The organism is Kitasatospora sp. NPDC001603, from assembly GCF_040298365.1.
Classification (GTDB): Bacteria; Actinomycetota; Actinomycetes; order Streptomycetales; family Streptomycetaceae; genus Kitasatospora.
Map to the genome: position 1 here is coordinate 62725 of NZ_JBEPAA010000001.1, position 19574 is coordinate 82298.

Here is a 19574-nt window from a genome sequence, read left to right on the forward strand (position 1 = left end):
TGTCGTACCCAGGCGCTACGGTGACCGCATGGCTGCCCGCACCAAGACCACCGCCAAGCCGCGCCCGGCGTACCGCTGCACCGAGTGCGGCAACCAGCTGCCCAAATGGGTCGGCCGTTGCCCGGAGTGCAACGCCTGGGGCACGGTCGAGGAGTACGGCGCGGTGCCGATCAGGACGACGGCCGCGGGGCCGGTGAGCGCGCCCGCGCGCCCGATCGCCCAGATCGACGGCCAGGTCGCGACGGCCCGCTCCACCGGTGTGCCCGAGCTGGACCGGGTGCTCGGCGGCGGCCTCGTCCCCGGCGCCGTGGTGCTGCTGGCCGGCGAGCCCGGCGTCGGCAAGTCCACCCTGCTGCTGGACGTCGCGGCCAAGGCGGCCAGTGCCCAGCACCGCACGCTCTACGTCACCGGTGAGGAGTCGGCCGGTCAGGTCCGGCTGCGGGCGGACCGGATCAACGCGCTCTCCGAGCACCTGTACCTCGCGGCCGAGTCCGATCTCGGCGCCGTCCTCGGGCACATCGACGCGGTGAACCCGGGCCTGCTGATCCTGGACTCGGTGCAGACCATCGCCTCCGCCGAGCTGGACGGCGCGCCCGGCGGGCCGGCCCAGGTCCGCGAGGTGGCCGGTGCGCTGATCCGGGCGTCCAAGGACCGCGGCATGGCCACCCTGCTGGTCGGCCACGTCACCAAGGACGGCCAGATCGCCGGGCCCCGGCTGTTGGAGCACCTGGTGGACGTGGTGCTGAGCTTCGAGGGGGACCGCCACGCCCGGCTGCGGATCATCCGCGGCATCAAGAACCGCTACGGCGCCACCGACGAGGTCGGCTGCTTCGAGCTGCACGACGAGGGCATCGTGGGCCTGGCCGATCCCTCCGGCCTCTTCCTGACCAGGCGTGACAAGCCCGTCCCCGGGACCTGCCTGACCGTCACGCTGGAGGGCCGGCGTCCGCTGGTGGCGGAGGTGCAGGCGCTGATGGTGGATTCGCAGATCCCGTCCCCGCGCCGGACGACCTCCGGCCTGGAGTCGCCCCGGATCGCGATGATCCTGGCCGTGGTCGAGCGGCACGGCGGGGTCAAGCTCGGCAAGCAGGACATCTACACCGCCACGGTCGGCGGGGTGAAGCTGAGCGAGCCCTCGGCGGACCTCGCGATCGCGCTCGCCGTGGCCAGCTCCTCCTCGGACACCCCGCTCCCGAGCAACCTGGTGGCGATCGGCGAGGTCGGTCTGGCGGGCGAGGTACGGCGGGTGACGGGTGTGCAGCGGCGGCTGGCCGAGGCGCACCGGCTGGGCTTCACGCACGCGCTGGTCCCGCCGGACCCGGGCAAGGTGCCGGCGGGGATGACGGTCGTCGAGGTCGCGGACATCGGTGAGGCGCTGCGGGCCATCCCGGGCCGCCGCCGGGCCGCCGCCAAGCCGCGCGGTGAGGCGCCGTCGGCGCCGCCGACCCCGCGCCGGGCCGCCGCCGCGGCGCCCGTCGCGGCCTACCCGGAGGAGCTCATGGAGGGGTGGGAGCCGGTCGACTCGGACGAACTGCGCTGACCCAAGCCCTGTTAATGCCGCACGCAGTTAGACTTTCCCCTGTCTAATTGGCAATAAGGCAGTAATAAGCGACAGAGCGACAGACCGTAGGCCGGCGCACGGCGCGAGGCGCGCGGCACGGGGTCGACCGGAGGAGTCACGTGGCAGGCAGCGACCGGGTGGACAAGTCCTCCCGCGAGGAGGCCCTGCTGCGGGCCTCCCTCACCGCCATCGCCCCCGGCACGGGGCTGCGTGACGGCCTGGAACGCGTGCTGCGGGCCAACACCGGCGGTCTGATCGTGCTCGGCTTCGACAAGACCGTCGAGTCGATCTGTACCGGCGGGTTCGTCCTGGACGTCGAGTTCACCGCGACCCGGCTCCGCGAGCTGTGCAAGCTCGACGGCGCCGTGGTGCTGGACAAGGACATCACCAAGATCGTCCGGGCCGGGGTGCACCTGATGCCGGACTCCACCATCCCCACCGACGAGACGGGCACCCGCCACCGCACCGCGGAGCGGGTCAACCGGCAGACCGGGTTCCCCGTGGTCGCGGTGTCGCACTCGATGCGACTGATCGCGATGTACGTCAACGGCACCCGCCGGGTGCTGGAGGATTCCACCACCGTCCTCTCCCGGGCGAACCAGGCGCTGGCCACGCTGGAGCGGTACAAGCTCCGGCTGGACGAGGTGGCCGGCACGCTCTCCGCCCTGGAGATCGAGGACCTGGTGACGGTCCGGGACGTCACCGCCGTCGCCCAGCGGCTGGAGATGGTCCGGCTGATCGCCACCGAGATCGCCGGCTACGTGCTGGAGCTCGGTATCGACGGCCGGCTGCTCTCCCTCCAACTGGACGAGCTGATCGCGGGCGTGGAGCCGGAGCGCGAGCTGGTCGCCCGGGACTACTTCCCGGAGCGGGCCGCGAAGAAGGGCCGGACGGTCGCCGAGGTGCTGGCTGATCTGGAGGCGTTGACCCACGCCGAGCTGCTCGACCTGCAGACGGTCGCCAAGGCGCTCGGCTACTCGGGCTCGCCGGAGTCGCTGGACTCCGCGGTCTCGCCGCGCGGCTACCGCCTGCTGGCCAAGATCCCGCGCCTGCCCAACACCGTGATAGAGCGGCTGGTCGAGCATTTCGGCGGACTGCAGAAGCTGCTCGCGGCCAGCATCGACGATCTGCAGACGGTCGAGGGCGTCGGCGAGACCAGGGCGCGCTCGGTGCGCGAGGGCCTGTCCCGACTTGCTGAATCATCCATCCTGGAGCGCTACGTCTGACGACGACCAGTACGTGCGGGCGGCCCTCGGGGAACCTTCCCCGGGGGCCGCTCCGTGTCGCGGCGCCGCCCGTCGCGCCGCCCCGGCGAACCCCGTCCGGAGGTGGCCGGAAACGCGCCGAAGCCCCGGCGCGGCGTGCGCCGGGGCTTCGCGGGAGGGCGTCGGGAGCGGGGTGTTCGGGGCGCTCAGCTCTCCAGGCGGATCGAGGAGCGCGCCGACACCTGGCCGCCGGAGAGGCCGGTGAGGTCGGCGACCACCAGGTAGGTGCCGGCGGGCGCGGCCGCCGGATCGGCGGTGGCGCACTGCGGCTTGCTGCGGCCGCGGTCCCAGGTGAAGGTCTCGGTCAGGCCGCTGTTGGCCGGGATCTGCACCCAGTTGCCGCCGCGGTCGGCCGGGCAGTCGCCGGAGGACCAGACGCGGTCGCCGTTGCTGGCCGTCACCGTGATGGCGGAGGCCGTCCGCCCGAGGTCCACCCGGCAGTTGGCGCCGGAGGAGTTGTGGACGGTCAGCGTCAGCTTCGGCTTGTCCTTGGGCTGGTAGGAGTTCTGGGCACTGGCCAGCTCCAGCGTCACCTGGGAGGAGGCGCAGACGGGCAGCGCCATCACCTCGGAGGTGTTCACCGGGGGAGTGCCGCCGCCGCTGCCGCCGGAGCCGCCGGCCGCGCCGCCGCCCGTACCGCCCGCGGCGGACCCGCCGCCGGCCGATCCGCCGGCGGCCGAACCGCCGCCGGTGGCCGGGTTGGCCGCGCCACCGGAGCCGCCCGCACCGCCGGTGCTGAGGCTGGCGTCGCCGCCACCGGATCCGGAGACCGCGCCGCCGCCCGGGTTGGTGCCGCCCGTCCCGCCGCTGCCGGGGCGCGAGTTGTTCGCGGGCCCGGTCGACGACGCGCCCGGGGTGATCGTCTGGACCGGGGTCTGGGAGGGAGCGGCCTGCGCGCCCTTGCCCGCCGGTCCGTCACCACCACCGCCCTGATCGGACATCAGCCAGACGAGCAGGGCGACGACCGCGGCGACGGCGACGGCGACGACGAGACGCCGTCGCCAGTAGATCGAGGCCGGCAACGGTCCCACGGGTTGACGCAGAGAAGGCACGCCCAAACTCTACGAGACAGTGTGTGCCCTGTGACTCACCAACACCGCACACTCGCCCCTTCCTTCACATGATCCGCCATATGAGCCGTTCGGGGGAGTCCGGGTGGGAGCCTTCCGGGACAATCCGGAACCCGCCCGTCCGCTCCGAGCCTGATCAGAGGCAGCTCCGAGGCAACTCCGCGCCAGGCCCCGCACCCGCTTCGAGCGGCGCCGCGGACGTGGGAGGATCGAAGGGCCATGGCTGCCATCACCGTCACCCCCGCCGTCCCCGCCCCCTCGTCCGCGGCGGCCGCCGTACCGGCGCTGCCGCTGCCGCTGCCGGTGCTGCACTCGACCGTCCTCGGCTGGTACGACGCCCACCAGCGCGACCTCCCCTGGCGGACCCCGGAGGCCTCGCCCTGGGCGGTGATGGTCAGCGAGTTCATGCTCCAGCAGACCCCGGTGAAGCGGGTGCTGCCGGCCTACGCGGCATGGCTGGAGCGCTGGCCGACACCGGCCGACCTGGCGGCCGACGCGCCGGGCGAGGCGGTTCGGACGTGGGGCCGGCTGGGCTACCCGCGGCGGGCGCTGCGCCTGCACGGGGCGGCGGTGGCGATCACCGAGAAGCACGGCGGCGTCGTCCCGGACGACCACGCGACGCTGCTCTCGCTGCCCGGCGTCGGGGAGTACACGGCCGCGGCGGTGGCCTCGTTCGCCTTCCGCCAGCGGCACGTGGTGCTCGACACCAACGTCCGGCGGGTGTTCGCCCGCGCGGTGACCGGGGTGGAGTACCCGGCCCAGGCCACCACGGCGGCCGAGCGGCGGACGGCGACGGCGCTGCTGCCCGACGACGCCGACACGGCGGCGACCTGGGCGGTCGGCGTGATGGAGCTGGGGGCCCTGGTCTGCACGGCGCGCGCACCGGAGTGCGGCGGCTGTCCGCTGTTCAGCCACTGTGCGTGGCAGCGGGCCGGCCGCCCGCCGTACGAGGGCCCGGCCCGGCGCGGCCAGACCTACGAGGGAACGGACCGGCAGGTGCGCGGGAAGCTCCTCGCGGTGCTGCGGGACGCGCACGGCACGGTCGGGCAGGCACGGCTGGACGCGGTCTGGCCGGACGCGGTGCAGCGGGCCCGGGCGCTGGACGGACTGGTCGCCGACGGCCTGGTCGAGCCGGTCGAGCAGGGCGTCTACCGCCTGCCGCAGTAGCGCGGGGCGGCCCGTGGCGGCCTGCGGGACGGCGGACCGGAACCGCCCGCGCCCGGAGACGCGAGAGCCCCCCTCCCAGGGCGGGAGGGGGGCTTTCCGGGCGTCAGATCGCGACGGCCTCGATGTTGGGCTCGGTGCCCTTGGCGTCGTCCTTCGCCGGCGAGCCGGCGCCGCGCAGCGGCACCTCGCGCAGGAACACCGCCGCGGCGATCGAGATCACCGCGGCCGCGGCGCCCCAGAGGAAGACGGTGTGCATGCCGTTGGCCACGGCGTGGTGGTACGCGTCCTGGACCGGGGCGGGCAGTGCCCGCAGCGCGGCCGGGCTCAGGGAGCTCGGGTCGCCCTTGCCACCGCCGTTGGCGGCCGCGTCGCCGAGCCGCTCCTTCATGGTCTCGGTCACCCGGTTGTTGAACAGGGCCCCGAACAGCGCCACACCGAAGGAACCGCCGATGGTGCGGAACAGCGTGGCGGTGGAGCTGGCCACGCCCATGTCCTTGAGCTCCACGCTGTTCTGCGCGACCAGCATGGTGATCTGCATCAGGAAGCCCATGCCGGCGCCGAGCACCACCATGTAGCAGGCCGAGGCGAAGCTGCTGGTGTCGGTGGAGAGCATGGACAGCAGCAGCATGCCGCCGGTCATCACGATGGTGCCGATGATCGGGTAGATCCGGTACTTGCCGGTCTTGGTGACCGCCTGGCCGACCACCAGCGAGACGACCAGCATGCCGAACATCATCGGCATCAGCAGCAGGCCGGAGTTGGTCGCCGAGGCGCCCTGCACGGTCTGCTGGTAGAGCGGCAGGAAGACGGTCGAGCCGAACATCACGAAGCCGACGATGAAGCCGATCAGCGAGACCAGGGTGAAGTTCAGGTTCTTGAACAGGTCGAGCGGGAGCATCGGCTCCTCGACCCGCTGCTCGACGTAGCAGAAGGCGATCAGCGTGGCGGCGGCGAGCGCGCCCAGGCCCAGGATCTGCTTGGAGCCCCAGGCGTACTCCTGGCCGCCCCAGGTGGTGATCAGGGTGAGCGCGGTGATGCCGGTGGTGAGCAGGAGCGCGCCGACGTAGTCGATGCGGGCCTTGCTGCGGACCTTCGGCAGCTTCAGGGTGACCACGACGACGGCGAGCGCGATCACGCCGAGCGGCAGGTTGATGTAGAAGGTCCAGTGCCAGCTCAGGTGGTCGGTGATGAAGCCGCCGACCAGCGGGCCGCCGATGGTGGCGAGCGCCATCACCGCGGCGAACATGCCCTGGTACTTGCCGCGGTCACGCGGCGGGACCAGCGCGCCCATGATCGACATCACGCCGACCATCAGACCGCCGGCGCCCAGGCCCTGGAGGGCGCGGAAGCCGATCAGCTCGTTCATGTTCTGCGAGAGGCCGGACAGCGCCGAACCCACGAGGAAGATCACGATCGAGGTGAGGAAGATGCCCTTGCGGCCGTAGAGGTCGCCGAGCTTGCCCCAGATCGGGGTGGAGGCGGCGGTGGCCAGGGTGTAGGCGGTCACCACCCAGGACAGGTGCTCGGCGCCGCCGAGGTCGCCGACGATCGTCGGCATCGCGGTGCCGACGATCAGGTTGTCGAGCATGGCCAGCAGCATGGTGACCACCAGGCCGATCATGACCAGGCGGATCTCCCGGGGGGAGCGCGACTGCTGCTCCTCGGGCGTCGTCGTTTCCGGTGCCGGGGTGGCGGCCTTGGGTTGTGACATGGGGTGGTGTCTCCCGGACTGGAGGCGGACGACCGATCTGGCCTGCGGAAGGCTTACTTACTTGTCGCCCGGCTAGTTTGTGGACCGTCGGCACGGTAAGTTGTGCACTAGCCGGTCGTCAAGCCAGTTTCCAGGTCGACCACCGGAACGGGGAGAATGAGTTCGGACGGGCAGGCGTCGACCGGCGCCGGCCGAACGCAGCCACAGCAGTCACCGACGCAGTCAACGAGGCAGGCCATGGGTACGACGCACAGCCCCCGCAGCGACACCCGGGCCCGTATCGTCGCGGTCGCACTGGAGCTCTTCTCCGAACAGGGGTACGAGCAGACCTCGCTCCGCGAGATCGCCGACCGCCTGGGCGTCACCAAGGCCGCGCTCTACTACCACTTCAAGACCAAGGACGACATCGTCCACGGCATCGTGCAGAGCATGGCCGCGCCGATCGACGACACCATCGCCTGGGGCCGCGAGCAGGAGTGGACGCCCGCGCTGCGCGACGAGCTGATCCGCCGGTTCGCGGCGGGCATGTCGGAGCGGGCCCCGCTGCTGCGCTTCTTCCACGAGAACCAGCCCGCGCTGCGCGACTCGCCCGCCGGGGTGGAGTTCAAGGACCGCATGATCGCGATGGTCCGGCTGGTGCACGGCCCGGAGGCCACCTTCGAGGACCGGCTGCGCGCCGCGATGTCGCTGTTCACCATCAACTCGGCCCTGTTCCTGATCAAGCAGGACGCCGCCGAGTGCCAGGAGCCCGGGCACGTCCCGGAGCACGCGGTACCGGTGGCCACCGTGGAGGAGGCGATGGCGGCCGCGCAGCGGGTCGCGCTGGAGATCGGCGCCCTGATCAGCCCCCCGGTCCGGGTCTGAGCGGCCCGGCGCCCGCCCACGAACGCCCGAGGGGCGGACCGGTCGCGTGGACCGGTCCGCCCCTCGTCGTGTGCCGCGGCCTCAGAAGCCGGTGACCCCGTGCCCGGAGAGGTAGGCGATCGGGTTGACCACCGCGCCGTAGTGGTTGCTGGAGCGGATCTCGAAGTGCAGGTGGGGCCCGGTCGAGTTGCCGGTGTTCCCGGAGCGGCCGATCTGCTCGGCGGCCGACACCCGGTCGCCCGCCGACACCGAGATCGACGACATGTGCGCGTACTGCGCGTACCGCCCGTCGGCCAGCCGCAGCACGACCTCCTTGCCGTAGGCGCCGTCCCAGCCGGCCGACACGACGGTGGCGTTGCCGACCGCCAGCAGGGCGGTGCCCGGGGACACCGCGAAGTCCACGCCGGTGTGGTAGCCGGCCGCGTACTCGGGGTTGGCCACGCCGTACGGGTTGCTGGTCGGCGCGCCCGGCACCGGCGCGGACCACTCGGGCGCGGGGGCCGGAGCGGGTGCGGGAGCCGGGGCGGCCTCGGCGGCCGGAGCCTGGTCGGCGGACGGCGCGGCCGGGGCGGGCGGCTCCGGGGGCAGCAGGTTGGCGGCGACCGCCACGTACTCCTGCGCCGAGCCGTGCTCGTGCGGCAGCTTGTAGGCGCTCGGGCCGGCGACCTGCACCGGCGTGGGGGCGGGCACCGCGGCGGGCGAGGAGGTGAAGGCGGAGCTGCCGGGGGTGGTGGGTCTGACCGTCTGCGCCGAGGCGCTGCCGGGGGCGGCGACCAGCAGGGCGCCGGACAGTATCACCGCGCTCGCGCCGATCGCGGTGACGGTGCGGTGCCGGTCGGCCCGCAGCGGGCCCCCGGGGAGCACGTGGCGGGGCGCGGTGAGCGTGCGGAGCGGGGCGGCGTGGGTGCGGACGGCCTGGCCGAGCCGGGGCTGCCAGGCGGCCGCCCGGTTCGCCGCGTCGGCGGCGAGGCGGCGCAGGGCCGGCCCCATGGGCGGGACGGAAGACATCGGTAGCTCGACCTCACGGACGTACGGGGGCAGCGCAACGAGCCCGTTCGGGCGTGCTGAGCAGGGACCACTCAGGTGTAACCGTCACCGAGCGGACTCCCAAACGGTGTGACGTACTACGGCGTGTAGTCACCGTCCGGCCGGAGATTCAAGCCGACGGAGTAACGATCATGTGATCCGACAGTAGGGTCACGGCCCGGGTCTGCCGGGGCCCCGCCGCGTCGCGCTACTACCGCCGCTCGTACCACGGGGGGTGCCTGTGACCAGTGCCACCCGGCGCCGGGCTCCGGCCGGCCCCGCGGCGCCCGTGGTGTCCGCACCGCTGACCCCGCGCCGTCCCTGCGGGACCATCGACGCATGTATCCCAACAGGAGCGAAGAGACCGAAGCCGACTGCGGGCCCGGCGTCCAGGAGCGCCGGTACACCGCGCTGCGCGGCTGCGAGCGGCTGCTCTCCGGCACCCGGCCGCGAAGCCTGCGCGAGCGGCTCGCCGCCCTGGCCGAGGAGGGCGAGGGCGCCTACGACCTGGACCGGCGGCCGGACATGTACGGCGACGGCGTGGTGCGGGCCCTGGAGAACCGGGTCGCCGAGCTGCTCGGCACCGAGGACGCCGCGTTCTTCCCCACCGGCACGATGGCCCAGCAGGTCGCGCTGCGGATCCACGCCGAGGCCGCCGCGCTGCCGACCGTGGCCACCCACCCGCTCGGGCACACCGAACTGCACGAGCGGCACGCCCTGGGGCGGCTCAGCGGTCTGCGCAGCGTCTGGCCCACGGTCGCGCCGCGGCTCCCCACCGTGGCCGAGCTGCGGGCCTTCGACGAGCCGTACGCGGCGATGATCCTGGAGCTGCCGCTGCGCGAGGCCGGGTTCGTCCTGCCGTCCTGGGCGGACCTGCTGGCCGTGGCCGCGGTGGTCCGGGAGGAGCACGGCGCCGCGCTGCACCTGGACGGGGCCCGGATCTGGGAGTCGGTGGTGCACTTCGACCGCCCGCTGCCGGAGATCGCCGCCCAGGCCGACTCGGTCTACGTCTCCTTCTACAAGACGCTCGGCGGGATCAGCGGCGCCGCGCTGGCCGGCCGGGCCCGCTTCGTGCGGACCGCCAAGGCCTGGCGGCACCGCTACGGCGGCCAGCTGTTCCAGCAGTGGCCGGCGGCGCTCGCCGCGCTGGCCGGCCTGGACCGCGAACTGCCGCGCCTGGGGCAGTACGTCGCGCACGCCGGGACGGTCGCGGCGGCGCTCGCCGAGGGGTTCGCGGGCGTTCCGGGCGCCCGGGTCCACCCGGCCCCGCCGCACACCCATCAGTTCCAGCTCTGGCTTCCCTACCCCCCGCAGGAGCTGGACCTCGCGGGACTCCGGCTGGCGGAGGAGTCGGGGACGGCCCTGTTCGGCGGCTGGCGCGAGCAGGGCCTGCCGGGGCTGTCGATGACGGAGGTCACGGTGGCCGCGGACGCGCTGGAGTGGACCGGGAAGGACGTCACCGAGGCGGTGGACGCCTTCCTCGCCCTGCTGCCGGACCGGTAGGTCCGACCGGAAGTGCCTCGCGGACCCCGCCGGACGGGCGGACTCCGGGGGCCGCGCGGACCTCTCGCGGACAAGCGTCCGGCCCGCCCCCGCAGCTGCGGGGACGGGCCGGACTGGTGAATCAGTGCCTGGTCAGAGGCTGATCGTCACTGCTCGTTTCGATCAGTTGTCGACCGGGCGGACGCGGATCCAGGTCTCGAGGTAGTTCGAGGACTCGTTCTCGACCTCGATGCTGGTGCCGGTCTTCGGGACGATGACGCTGCTGTACGGGTTGTCCTTCGACCAGTACGACTTGAGGTCGCTGAACTCGTCGACGCCCTTGGCCTTCGGGACGACCGTCTCGACGCCGGCCTTGTGCAGGGTCAGGCTGTCGACCTTGCGCGAGCCGAAGGTCGAGTCGTAGCCCTGGATGCGCGGGCGCATCAGGGTGCCGTCGGCCCACTTGATCGGGGTCGGGTGCGAGTCGACCGGGAGGATCAGGCCGGAACCCGGGTGGTTGGTGACGTTGTTGTCGCTCTGGGAGGTGTCCCACAGCCAGATCAGCAGACCGGCCTGGTAGGGGTAGTGCTCCACCCAGTTCGGCTTGGTGTTGGAGAAGCCGAAGTTGTACGGGCCGGTCTTCAGGGTCCGGTCGTACGAGATGTGCTGGCGGTTCTCGGCGATGTAGTACTGCGCGTAGTCGTTCGAGAACTTGCCGGTGATGCGGGAGAAGCCGTTGGCCGTCCAGCCGTTGTCGCCGTTCTCGGCACCGTCGGTGAAGACGGTGGCGCCGTTGGCGGCGATGGCGATGTCGTCCAGGGCCAGGCCCTTGAGGTGCAGACCGCCGTCGGTGGTGTAGTGGAAGCGGACCTTGACGGCCTTACCCGCGTAGGCGTCGAGCGAGAACGACAGGTCGCCCCACTTGTTGCCCGAGTTGCCGGTCAGGCCGGCCTTGTCGGCGGCGTTCTTCGGGATCGCGACCCCGTTGAAGGTGCCGTTCAGGGCGGTCCAGTTGGCGCCACCGTCGGTGGAGACCTCGGCGTAGCCGTAGTCGAAGTCCTGCTCGATGTCGTACCAGGCCTTGGCCGTCAGCGCGGCACTGGTCTTGCCGGTCAGGTCGACGTCACGGGCCAGCGACACGTTGAGGTCGTCGGCGCTGCCGCTCCACCACTCGTTGGCACCCGCGAACGGGGTGTTGATCTCGGTGGTGACGGTCTTCTTCGGCAGGTCGACGACCAGGGCCTGCGGCAGGTTCGAGTTGTACTCGACCGGGCCGATGTGGTGGGTCGTCTCGGTGCCGGCCTTGGCCTTGTCGTACTTCAGCCAGCCGAGCTGGAGCTTGCTCCAGGCGTCGAGGTCGTTCGGCATGTCGCCGATCGAGTTCTTGCCCTCGCCGAGCCAGGAGCCGGAGGACATCAGCGACCAGAAGCCGACCGAGTTGTCGATCCCGCTGCCCGAGGTGTCGTACAGGTCCGGCAGGCCGAGGTCGTGGCCGTACTCGTGGGCGAAGACACCGAGGCCGCCGTTCTCCGGCTGCATGGTGTAGTCACCGATCCAGATGCCGGTGGAGCCGACCGGGGTGCCGCCGAGCAGGTTGTTGGCGGGGCCGGTGGAGCCGGCCTGGGTGCCGTAGACGTACGAGCGGTGGGCCCACAGCGCGTTGTCGCCCTGCTTGCCGCCGCCCGCCGACTGGTCCTCACCGGCGTGCACGATCTGGAAGTGGTCGATGTAACCGTCGGGCTCGTTGAAGTTGCCGTCGTGGTCGAAGTCGTACCGGTCCCACTGGTCGTACTGCGCGATGGTGGCCTTGATCTGAGCGTCCGTCTGGCCCTTGGCCTTCTGGTCGGCGACCCAGGCGTTGATGCCGTCGCGGATCAGGTCCTGCGCGTTGTTGCAGACGTGCTGGCCGCAGTAGTCCGAGCCGTAACGGGCCTCGTTCCACGGGACCTTCACCCAGTCGGTGACCTGGCCGTCGACGGAGTAGCGGCCCGAGGACTGCTTCTCGTAGAAGGTCTTCAGCGAGTCCTGGGTCTTGCTGAAGTACATGTCCTGGTAGTGCTGCTGGTTGTAGTCAGCCTGCCAGAGCGTCGAGTTGTTGGTCGCCGCGTCGGGCTTCTCGATCTGGTTGTGCTGCGGACCGGGGTCCCCACCGAACTTGATCTTGCCGTCCGGGGTCTTCGTGGTGTTGTCCACCTGGTCGCTGAAGTCGACCAGGATGGTGAAGATCTTGTCCGTGCGCTCGCGGGCGAGCTCGACGTACTTGTCCTTGCCCAGCTTGATGCTGGAGCTGCCGCCGTGCTCCTCGACCTTCGCGGTGCCGGCGAGCAGCTGCTCGGTGGCGGCCTTCTGCTCGGCCTCGACCTTCTCGGTCAGCGGGCCCGGCAGGTTGTGGTCCGTCTTGACCGACTGAACGGCGTCAGCGGGGTCCTTCGGCGTGGGCGCCGAGCCGGCCGCGAGGGCCGTGCTCGGGAACAGACCCGCGCCCAGAGCGGCTATGACCGCCCCGGCCGTGGCGGCCGCGGCGGCTTTCCTGGTCATCTTCAACGTTGTGACGTCCTCCCCAAACCGGTCCGGCTCTTGGCCTTCCGGTAAACCAATGAAAGACAGGTGGACGACATTTGATCCAAGCGTGGACGGAAAAGATAGACCTTGACCGTTACATGGCCACACCGCTATGCTCCGCGACTCGCTATCAACTGACGATCCGTCAACAGCATTGGCATTAAAGATGCCTGCTTACTGGGTCGCACTCGCACCACCGCCCGACCAGGCCTCCCACCTGCGAGCCCGTGGGGTGGATCACAGTTTTCGTAACGGCACGTAAACGGACTGAGCCCCCGGCGCGAACGCCGGGGGCTCAGACGGTGTGCTGTTATCTGTTAACTGTTACTACTTCGTCAGGTCCGGACCGGACGAGGCAACGGCCGCCGGAGTGTCCGCGACCGCGGACTTCTCCTCGCCGCGGAAGGTGAACTTCGCTTCCTTGCCCTCGCCCTCGACACCGACGACCACGATGTGACCGGCTCGCAGCTCGCCGAAGAGGATCTTCTCGGAGAGGTGGTCCTCGATCTCGCGCTGGATGGTGCGGCGCAGCGGACGGGCACCGAGCAGCGGGTCGTAGCCGCGCTTGGCGAGCAGCTTCTTGGCCTCGATGCTGAGCTCAAGGCCCATGTCGCGGTCCCGCAGCCGGCCGTCCACCTTGTCGATCATCAGGTCGACGATCTGGATGATGTCTTCCTCGGACAGCTGGTGGAAGACCACGATGTCGTCGACGCGGTTCAGGAACTCGGGGCGGAAGTGCTGCTTGAGCTCCTCCCCGACCTTCGCCTTCATCCGCTCGTACCCGGTGGTGGAGTCGCCCGTGGCCGCGAAGCCCAGGTTGAACCCCTTGGAGATGTCCCGGGTGCCGAGGTTGGTCGTCATGATGATGACGGTGTTCTTGAAGTCGACCACGCGGCCCTGGGAGTCGGTCAGGCGACCGTCCTCCAGGATCTGCAGCAGCGAGTTGAAGATGTCCGGGTGGGCCTTCTCGACCTCGTCGAAGAGGACGACGGAGAACGGCTTGCGGCGGACCTTCTCGGTCAGCTGGCCGCCCTCCTCGTAGCCCACGTAGCCGGGGGGCGAACCGAAGAGCCGGGAGACGGTGTGCTTCTCCGAGAACTCGGACATGTCGAGCGAGATCAGCGCGTCCTCGTCGCCGAAGAGGAACTCGGCGAGCGTCTTGGACAGCTCGGTCTTACCGACACCGGACGGGCCGGCGAAGATGAACGAGCCGCCGGGGCGCTTCGGGTCCTTGAGGCCCGCACGGGTGCGCCGGATGGCCTGGGAGAGCGCCTTGATGGCGTCCTTCTGGCCGATGACGCGCTTGTGCAGCTCGTCCTCCATGCGCAGCAGCCGGGAGGACTCCTCCTCGGTCAGCTTGAAGACCGGGATGCCGGTGGCGGTGGCCAGGACCTCGGCGATGAGCTCCTCGTCCACCTCCGCGACGACGTCCATGTCGCCGGCCTTCCACTCCTTCTCGCGCTTGGCCTTGGCCTGCAGGAGCTGCTTCTCGTCGTCGCGCAGGGACGCGGCCTTCTCGAAGTCCTGCGCGTCGATCGCGCTCTCCTTCTCGCGGCGCACGTCGGCGATCTTCTCGTCGAACTCGCGCAGGTCCGGCGGCGCGGTCATCCGGCGGATGCGCATCCGGGAGCCGGCCTCGTCGATCAGGTCGATCGCCTTGTCCGGCAGGAAGCGGTCCGAGATGTAGCGGTCGGCCAGGGTGGCGGCGGCGACCAGGGCGGCGTCCGTGATGGAGACCCGGTGGTGGGCCTCGTAGCGGTCGCGCAGGCCCTTGAGGATCTCGATGGTGTGCGGCAGCGACGGCTCGGCGACCTGGATCGGCTGGAAGCGGCGCTCCAGCGCGGCGTCCTTCTCCAGGTGCTTGCGGTACTCGTCGAGCGTGGTGGCACCGATGGTCTGCAGCTCGCCACGGGCCAGCATCGGCTTGAGGATGCTGGCGGCGTCGATGGCGCCCTCGGCGGCGCCCGCGCCGACCAGGGTGTGCAGCTCGTCGATGAACAGGATGATGTCGCCGCGGGTGCGGATCTCCTTGAGGACCTTCTTCAGGCGCTCCTCGAAGTCACCGCGGTAGCGCGAGCCGGCCACCAGGGCGCCCAGGTCCAGCGTGTAGAGCTGCTTGTCCTTGAGCGTCTCCGGGACCTCGCCCTTGACGATCGCCTGGGCCAGGCCCTCGACCACGGCCGTCTTGCCGACGCCGGGCTCACCGATCAGCACGGGGTTGTTCTTGGTGCGGCGGGACAGCACCTGCATGACCCGCTCGATCTCCTTCTCGCGCCCGATCACCGGGTCGAGCTTGGCCTCGCGGGCGGCCTGGGTCAGGTTGCGGCCGAACTGGTCGAGGACCAGCGAGGTCGACGGGGTGCCCTCGGCGGGCCCGCCGGCCGTGGCCGACTCCTTGCCGCCGCCGGTCTGGTACCCGGAGAGCAGCTGGATGACCTGCTGGCGCACCCGGTTGAGGTCGGCGCCGAGCTTCACCAGGACCTGGGCGGCGACGCCCTCGCCCTCGCGGATCAGGCCGAGCAGGATGTGCTCGGTGCCGATGTAGTTGTGGCCGAGCTGCAGGGCCTCCCGGAGCGACAGCTCCAGGACCTTCTTCGCCCGGGGGGTGAAGGGAATGTGACCGGACGGGGCCTGCTGGCCCTGGCCGATGATCTCCTCGACCTGCTGGCGAACGGCCTCAAGAGAAATCCCGAGGCTCTCCAGGGCCTTAGCGGCGACACCCTCACCCTCGTGGATCAGACCCAGGAGGATGTGCTCGGTGCCGATGTAGTTGTGGTTGAGCATCCGGGCTTCTTCCTGAGCCAGGACGACAACCCGCCGCGCGCGGTCGGTGAACCTCTCGAACATCGTTTATCGCTCCTCAGAGCGGTCGGGCAGTTCGGGGTCGGTCCCCGCCCTGTCCTTCCGCATGCTAGTCCCGCTCAGCGGCGCGGCCCACGGATTCACTCCCCGGTACGGGAGCGAGATGCTGCGCGACCAGCCGACACCAATCCCAACCTGATGCTGGGAGACGGTGTTCCCACAGGTGGGCCGGATGCACCAGATACCGCTACGCCATCGGCGAACAACACCGGCCCCGGCGGATCCGGAGGGTCTCCGGCGGGTCGCACGTACTGCCCCGGACGGTGCGCGGGGCGCCGTCCACCTGCATTCATACCCGGTATCGGGATGGTTCTCGCGCAGTTTCCGCGGTGGCGGTGTTCGCCTGGCGAGAAGTCGGCCGGCGGTGACGGTGGGTCAGCTCCGGCCCTCGGGGTCGGTAGGCCATCCCGGTGGTGTCGGCGTTACCGCTTCGCCCCTACAGCGTTGCACAGCTCGTGATTGTTCCGCCGCCCGATCCGGTGCTGCCCGGGCGGGTGCCCGAAGGGGCGCCCGTGCCCCGGTCCGCCGGCGTGCCCGCGGAGCCGGGCGGACGGCCCGCAGCGGCCGGGCGGGCCGGGCGGGCACGCGCCGCAGGGCGCGGAGAAGGTTCCTCCGCGCCCCGCGCATGTGCCAGGTGCGCCTCCGGCGACCACCGGGGCCCCGCATCCGCTCCGGCGGTCCGGCGCTGCCGGGATCAGGCCGCGTTGGCCTTGTCGTAGGCCTCGCGGACGGTGCTCGGCACCCGGCCGCGGTCGTTGACCTCCAGGCCCTGCTCCTTGGCCCACGCGCGGACCTTCGCGGTGTCCGGCGCGCTGCCGGACGGGCGCGGAGCCGCGCCGCGGCCCGGGCGCCGGGCGCCGGCGAGCCGGCCGCTCTGCTTGCGGCCCTTCTCCACGTACGGCGCCAGCAGACCGCGCAGCTTGTCCGCGTTGGCGCTCTTCAGATCGATCTCGTAGGCAACGCCGTCGAGCGCGAACGTCACCGTCTCGTCCGCCGAACCGCCGTCGAGATCGTCTTCAAGAATGACCTGCACCCTCTGTGCCACGGGCTTCCCTTTCCGCTAAACGACCCATTGCCTAAGGAAAGGAAAGCGCCTTTCTCCGGAAAACACAAACCCCTGCCCGGGTCGGGAGCCGCTCACAGGTGCAGCAGCATGCGCGAGTTGCCCAGTGTGTTGGGCTTCACCCGCTCCAGGTCGAGGAACTCGGCGACACCTTCATCGTACGAGCGGAGAAGTTCTTCATAGACATCCGTAGCGATCGCCGCCGGGTCTGTCGTACCATCATCGGTTTCCTGGACCTCGCCGATCTCGACGAAACCGTGTTTCGCGAAGAAGGGCACCTCGAACGTCAAGCAGAAAATCCGACGGACGCCGAGCCACCGCGCGGTCTGCAGCAGCTTCTCCAGCAGCAGGTGGCCGACCCCGTGGCCGCGGCAGGACGGATCGACCGCGAGGGTGCGCACCTCGGCGAGGTCCTCCCACATGACGTGCAGCGCGCCGCAGGCCACGACCGCCCCGGTGTCGTCGCGTTCGGCGACCCAGAACTCCTGCACGGATTCGAACAGGGTGACGGTGGGCTTGTCGAGCAGAATGCCGTCACGGGAGTAGGCGTCGATGAGCCCGCGCACTGCCCGCACGTCCGTGGTCCGCGCCCGGCGGATGGTGACCTCCATGGCGGGACGTTATCGTGCCGGCGCCGGTCCGGTCCCCCCGGTATCCGCCCCGGACTCCGCGGAATCCGGCCCGGCCGGATCGGTCGGGAACAGAGCGGCCACCCGCAACGCGTCGCGCAGCGCCTCCCGTTGCTCGGGCGACATGAGGCCGAAGAAGTGCACCAGGGCGGCCGCGGGATTGTCGCTGGTGGCCCAGGCGTCGTTCATCAGAGCCGCCGTGTACGCCTCGCGGGACGAGACCGGTTCATATCGATAGGCCCGCCCGGCGCGGTCCCGGCGCAGCCAGCCCTTTCTGTGGAGCTTGTCCAGGACGGTCATCACGGTGGTGTACGCGATTTCCCGTTCCGACCGCAGATCCAGCAGAACCTCGCGAACCGTGACCGGTCGGTTCCACCGCCACACCCGGGTCATGATGGCGTTCTCAAGTTCGCCGAGTTGCCGGACCATAGTGCGGCCAGGATAGGGAGTGAATGGGGCAAATCTTGTGAAGTGCGGCAAACCGGCGCGCCGCCACCCCGGAATCGGGAATGGCGGCGCGCCGGTGCTCGCGGGCGGGGACGGGGTCAGTCGACCGCGTCCTCCTTGGCCTTCTGGGCCCCGCCCTGGCTGCGGATGATGGCCCGCACCAGGAAGCCGAAGCCGATCGCCATGACCAGCGGCGGGACGATCGCGCTGACGTAGTCCATCAGGTCACTCCTCCTCGGTCCTGTCCGCCGCCGCGGTGGCGGCGGACGCCTTGGGCTCCGGCTTCACGAGCGGGAAGAGCACGGTCTCCCGGATGTTCTTGCCGGTGAGCAGCATGATCAGGCGGTCCACCCCGAGGCCGAGGCCGCCGGTGGGCGGCATCGCGTACTCCAGGGCCCGCAGGAAGTCCTCGTCGACCTGCATCGCCTCGACGTCGCCGCCGGCGGCCAGCAGGGACTGCGCGGTCAGCCGGGCGCGCTGCTCGACCGGGTCGACCAGCTCGGAGTAGGCGGTGCCGATCTCGGTGCCGAAGATCACCAGGTCCCACTTCTCGGCCACGCCCGCGACCGAGCGGTGCTGGCGGGTCAGCGGCGAGACCTCGGTCGGGTAGTCCTTGATGAAGGTCGGCGCGACGGCGTTCTCCTCCAGCAGGCGCTCGACCATCTCCAGCACGATCTGGCCGTGGCCCCAGTCCTTCTCGAACGGGATGCCGTGCGCGGCCGCCAGCTCGCGCAGCTCCTCGACGCCGGTCTCCGGGGTCACCTCGGTGCCCAGGTGCGCCGAGATGCCGGGGTACACGCTGACCTCCGCCCACGGCTCGGCCAGGTCGATCTCGTGCTCCACGCCGTGCGGGTCGAGGCCGCGGATCACCGTGGTGCCCAGCGCGTCCCGGGCGGCGTTGATGATCGTCGCCCGGATCAGCTCGGCCTGGGTGTCGTAGTCGCCGTAGGCCTCGTAGGACTCCAGCGAGGTGAACTCCGGGTTGTGGGTGGAGTCCGCGCCCTCGTTGCGGAAGTTGCGGTTGATCTCGAAGACCTTCTCCGCGCCGCCGACCACCAGCCGCTTGAGGTACAGCTCGGGGGCGATGCGCATGAACAGGTCGATGTCGTACGCGTTGATGTGGGTCTTGAACGGACGCGCGTTGGCGCCGCCGTGCACCGGCTGCAGCATCGGGGTCTCGACCTCGATGTAGCCGCGCTCCTCGTAGGTGCGGCGGATCGAGCGGACCACCTTGCTGCGCAGGTGCAGGATCTCGCGGGCCTCGGGGTTGACGATCAGGTCGACGTACCGCTGGCGGACCCGGGCCTCCGGGTCGGTCAGGCCCTTGTGCTTGTCCGGCAGCGGGCGCAGGCACTTGGCGGTGAGCGCCCAGGCGTCCACCATGACCGACAGCTCGCCGCGGCGGGAGGTGATCACCTCGCCCTCGACGCCGACCTGGTCGCCGAGGTCGATGTCGGACTTCCAGGCCGCCAGCCGCTCCTCGCCCAGCTTGTCCAGGGAGAACATCACCTGGAGGTCGCCGCTGCCGTCGCGCAGGGTGGCGAAGCAGAGCTTGCCGCCGGTGCGGGAGAGGATCACCCGGCCGGTGATGCCGACCCGCTCGCCGGTCGCCGTGTCCGGCGCCAGGTCCGGGTGCTTGGCCCGGAGGTCGGCGATGGTGCTGGTCCGGGGGAAGCCGACCGGGTAAGGGTCGACGCCGGCCGCCCGGAGCCGGTCCAGCTTCTCGCGCCGGACGCGCATCTGCTCGGGGAGGTCGTCGGTCGCGGGGATGGGGCTCTGATCGCTCACCCCCCCAGGGTAGCCAGCCCCGGACCGCCGCTCCGCCACGGGTTGGCCGTGCCGCTCGCGGCGTCGGCCGCACGCCG

15 protein-coding genes are annotated in these 19574 nt (G+C 71.0%); 5 read left to right on the forward strand and 10 right to left on the reverse strand.

The genetic code is table 11. The features are described from left to right. The first annotated feature begins 28 nt into the window (after window positions 1-28). On the forward strand, window positions 29-1540 hold the full coding sequence (gene radA, locus ABT263_RS00285) for a DNA repair protein RadA (RefSeq protein WP_352286122.1): 1512 nt from the start codon (window positions 29-31) through the stop codon (window positions 1538-1540). A 140-nt stretch (window positions 1541-1680) separates the two neighbouring features. Beyond that, a complete protein-coding gene (gene disA, locus ABT263_RS00290; protein ID WP_329488361.1) occupies window positions 1681-2787 on the forward strand; it encodes a DNA integrity scanning diadenylate cyclase DisA in 1107 nt (368 codons plus the stop codon). A gap of 185 nt (window positions 2788-2972) precedes the next feature. On the opposite strand, the gene ABT263_RS00295 is transcribed toward disA, so the two are convergent. Further along, window positions 2973-3878 carry a hypothetical protein gene (locus ABT263_RS00295; RefSeq protein ID WP_352286124.1) on the reverse strand — a complete coding sequence of 302 codons (906 nt, stop codon included), beginning with the start codon at window positions 3876-3878 and terminating at the stop codon, window positions 2973-2975. Window positions 3879-4115: 237 nt separating this feature from the next. Between ABT263_RS00295 and ABT263_RS00300 the strand changes: the two genes are divergently transcribed. After that, window positions 4116-5063 carry an iron-sulfur binding domain-containing protein gene (locus ABT263_RS00300; protein WP_352286126.1) on the forward strand — a complete coding sequence of 316 codons (948 nt, stop codon included), beginning with the start codon at window positions 4116-4118 and terminating at the stop codon, window positions 5061-5063. Window positions 5064-5166: 103 nt separating this feature from the next. On the opposite strand, the gene ABT263_RS00305 is transcribed toward ABT263_RS00300, so the two are convergent. Further along, window positions 5167-6774 (reverse strand): MDR family MFS transporter, encoded by a 1608-nt coding sequence (locus ABT263_RS00305; RefSeq protein ID WP_329488358.1) that lies wholly within the window; start codon window positions 6772-6774, stop codon window positions 5167-5169. A 237-nt stretch (window positions 6775-7011) separates the two neighbouring features. Between ABT263_RS00305 and ABT263_RS00310 the strand changes: the two genes are divergently transcribed. Further along, a complete protein-coding gene (locus ABT263_RS00310) occupies window positions 7012-7638 on the forward strand; it encodes a TetR/AcrR family transcriptional regulator (RefSeq protein ID WP_352286128.1) in 627 nt (208 codons plus the stop codon). Window positions 7639-7719: 81 nt separating this feature from the next. On the opposite strand, the gene ABT263_RS00315 is transcribed toward ABT263_RS00310, so the two are convergent. Then, window positions 7720-8646, reverse strand: coding sequence for a M23 family metallopeptidase (locus tag ABT263_RS00315; protein WP_352286130.1), 927 nt, complete (start codon window positions 8644-8646; stop codon window positions 7720-7722). A gap of 357 nt (window positions 8647-9003) precedes the next feature. Between ABT263_RS00315 and ABT263_RS00320 the strand changes: the two genes are divergently transcribed. Further along, the gene (locus ABT263_RS00320) at window positions 9004-10167 is read left to right on the forward strand and encodes a threonine aldolase family protein (protein ID WP_352286132.1); all 1164 of its coding nucleotides are present in this window, start codon (window positions 9004-9006) and stop codon (window positions 10165-10167) included. A 162-nt stretch (window positions 10168-10329) separates the two neighbouring features. Here ABT263_RS00320 and ABT263_RS00325 read toward each other — a convergent pair whose 3' ends face one another. The 7 genes from ABT263_RS00325 to lysX form a co-directional block, all read right to left on the reverse strand. Beyond that, window positions 10330-12684, reverse strand: a complete 2355-nt coding sequence (locus tag ABT263_RS00325) for an immune inhibitor A domain-containing protein (RefSeq protein WP_352286134.1) — start codon at window positions 12682-12684, stop codon at window positions 10330-10332. 351 nt (window positions 12685-13035) lie between these two features. Then, on the reverse strand, window positions 13036-15555 hold the full coding sequence (locus ABT263_RS00330) for an ATP-dependent Clp protease ATP-binding subunit (RefSeq protein ID WP_329488353.1): 2520 nt from the start codon (window positions 15553-15555) through the stop codon (window positions 13036-13038). Between the two features lie 709 nt (window positions 15556-16264). After that, window positions 16265-16615 carry a histone-like nucleoid-structuring protein Lsr2 gene (locus ABT263_RS00335; RefSeq protein WP_329488352.1) on the reverse strand — a complete coding sequence of 117 codons (351 nt, stop codon included), beginning with the start codon at window positions 16613-16615 and terminating at the stop codon, window positions 16265-16267. 92 nt (window positions 16616-16707) lie between these two features. Beyond that, the gene (locus ABT263_RS00340; protein ID WP_329488351.1) at window positions 16708-17244 is read right to left on the reverse strand and encodes an amino-acid N-acetyltransferase; all 537 of its coding nucleotides are present in this window, start codon (window positions 17242-17244) and stop codon (window positions 16708-16710) included. Window positions 17245-17253: 9 nt separating this feature from the next. Continuing rightward, on the reverse strand, window positions 17254-17691 hold the full coding sequence (locus tag ABT263_RS00345; RefSeq protein WP_352286136.1) for a BlaI/MecI/CopY family transcriptional regulator: 438 nt from the start codon (window positions 17689-17691) through the stop codon (window positions 17254-17256). Window positions 17692-17807: 116 nt separating this feature from the next. After that, a complete protein-coding gene (locus tag ABT263_RS00350) occupies window positions 17808-17930 on the reverse strand; it encodes a hypothetical protein (RefSeq protein ID WP_329488349.1) in 123 nt (40 codons plus the stop codon). Between the two features lie 4 nt (window positions 17931-17934). Further along, window positions 17935-19497 carry a bifunctional lysylphosphatidylglycerol synthetase/lysine--tRNA ligase LysX gene (gene lysX, locus ABT263_RS00355; RefSeq protein WP_329488347.1) on the reverse strand — a complete coding sequence of 521 codons (1563 nt, stop codon included), beginning with the start codon at window positions 19495-19497 and terminating at the stop codon, window positions 17935-17937. Between the last annotated feature and the right edge of the window lie 77 nt (window positions 19498-19574).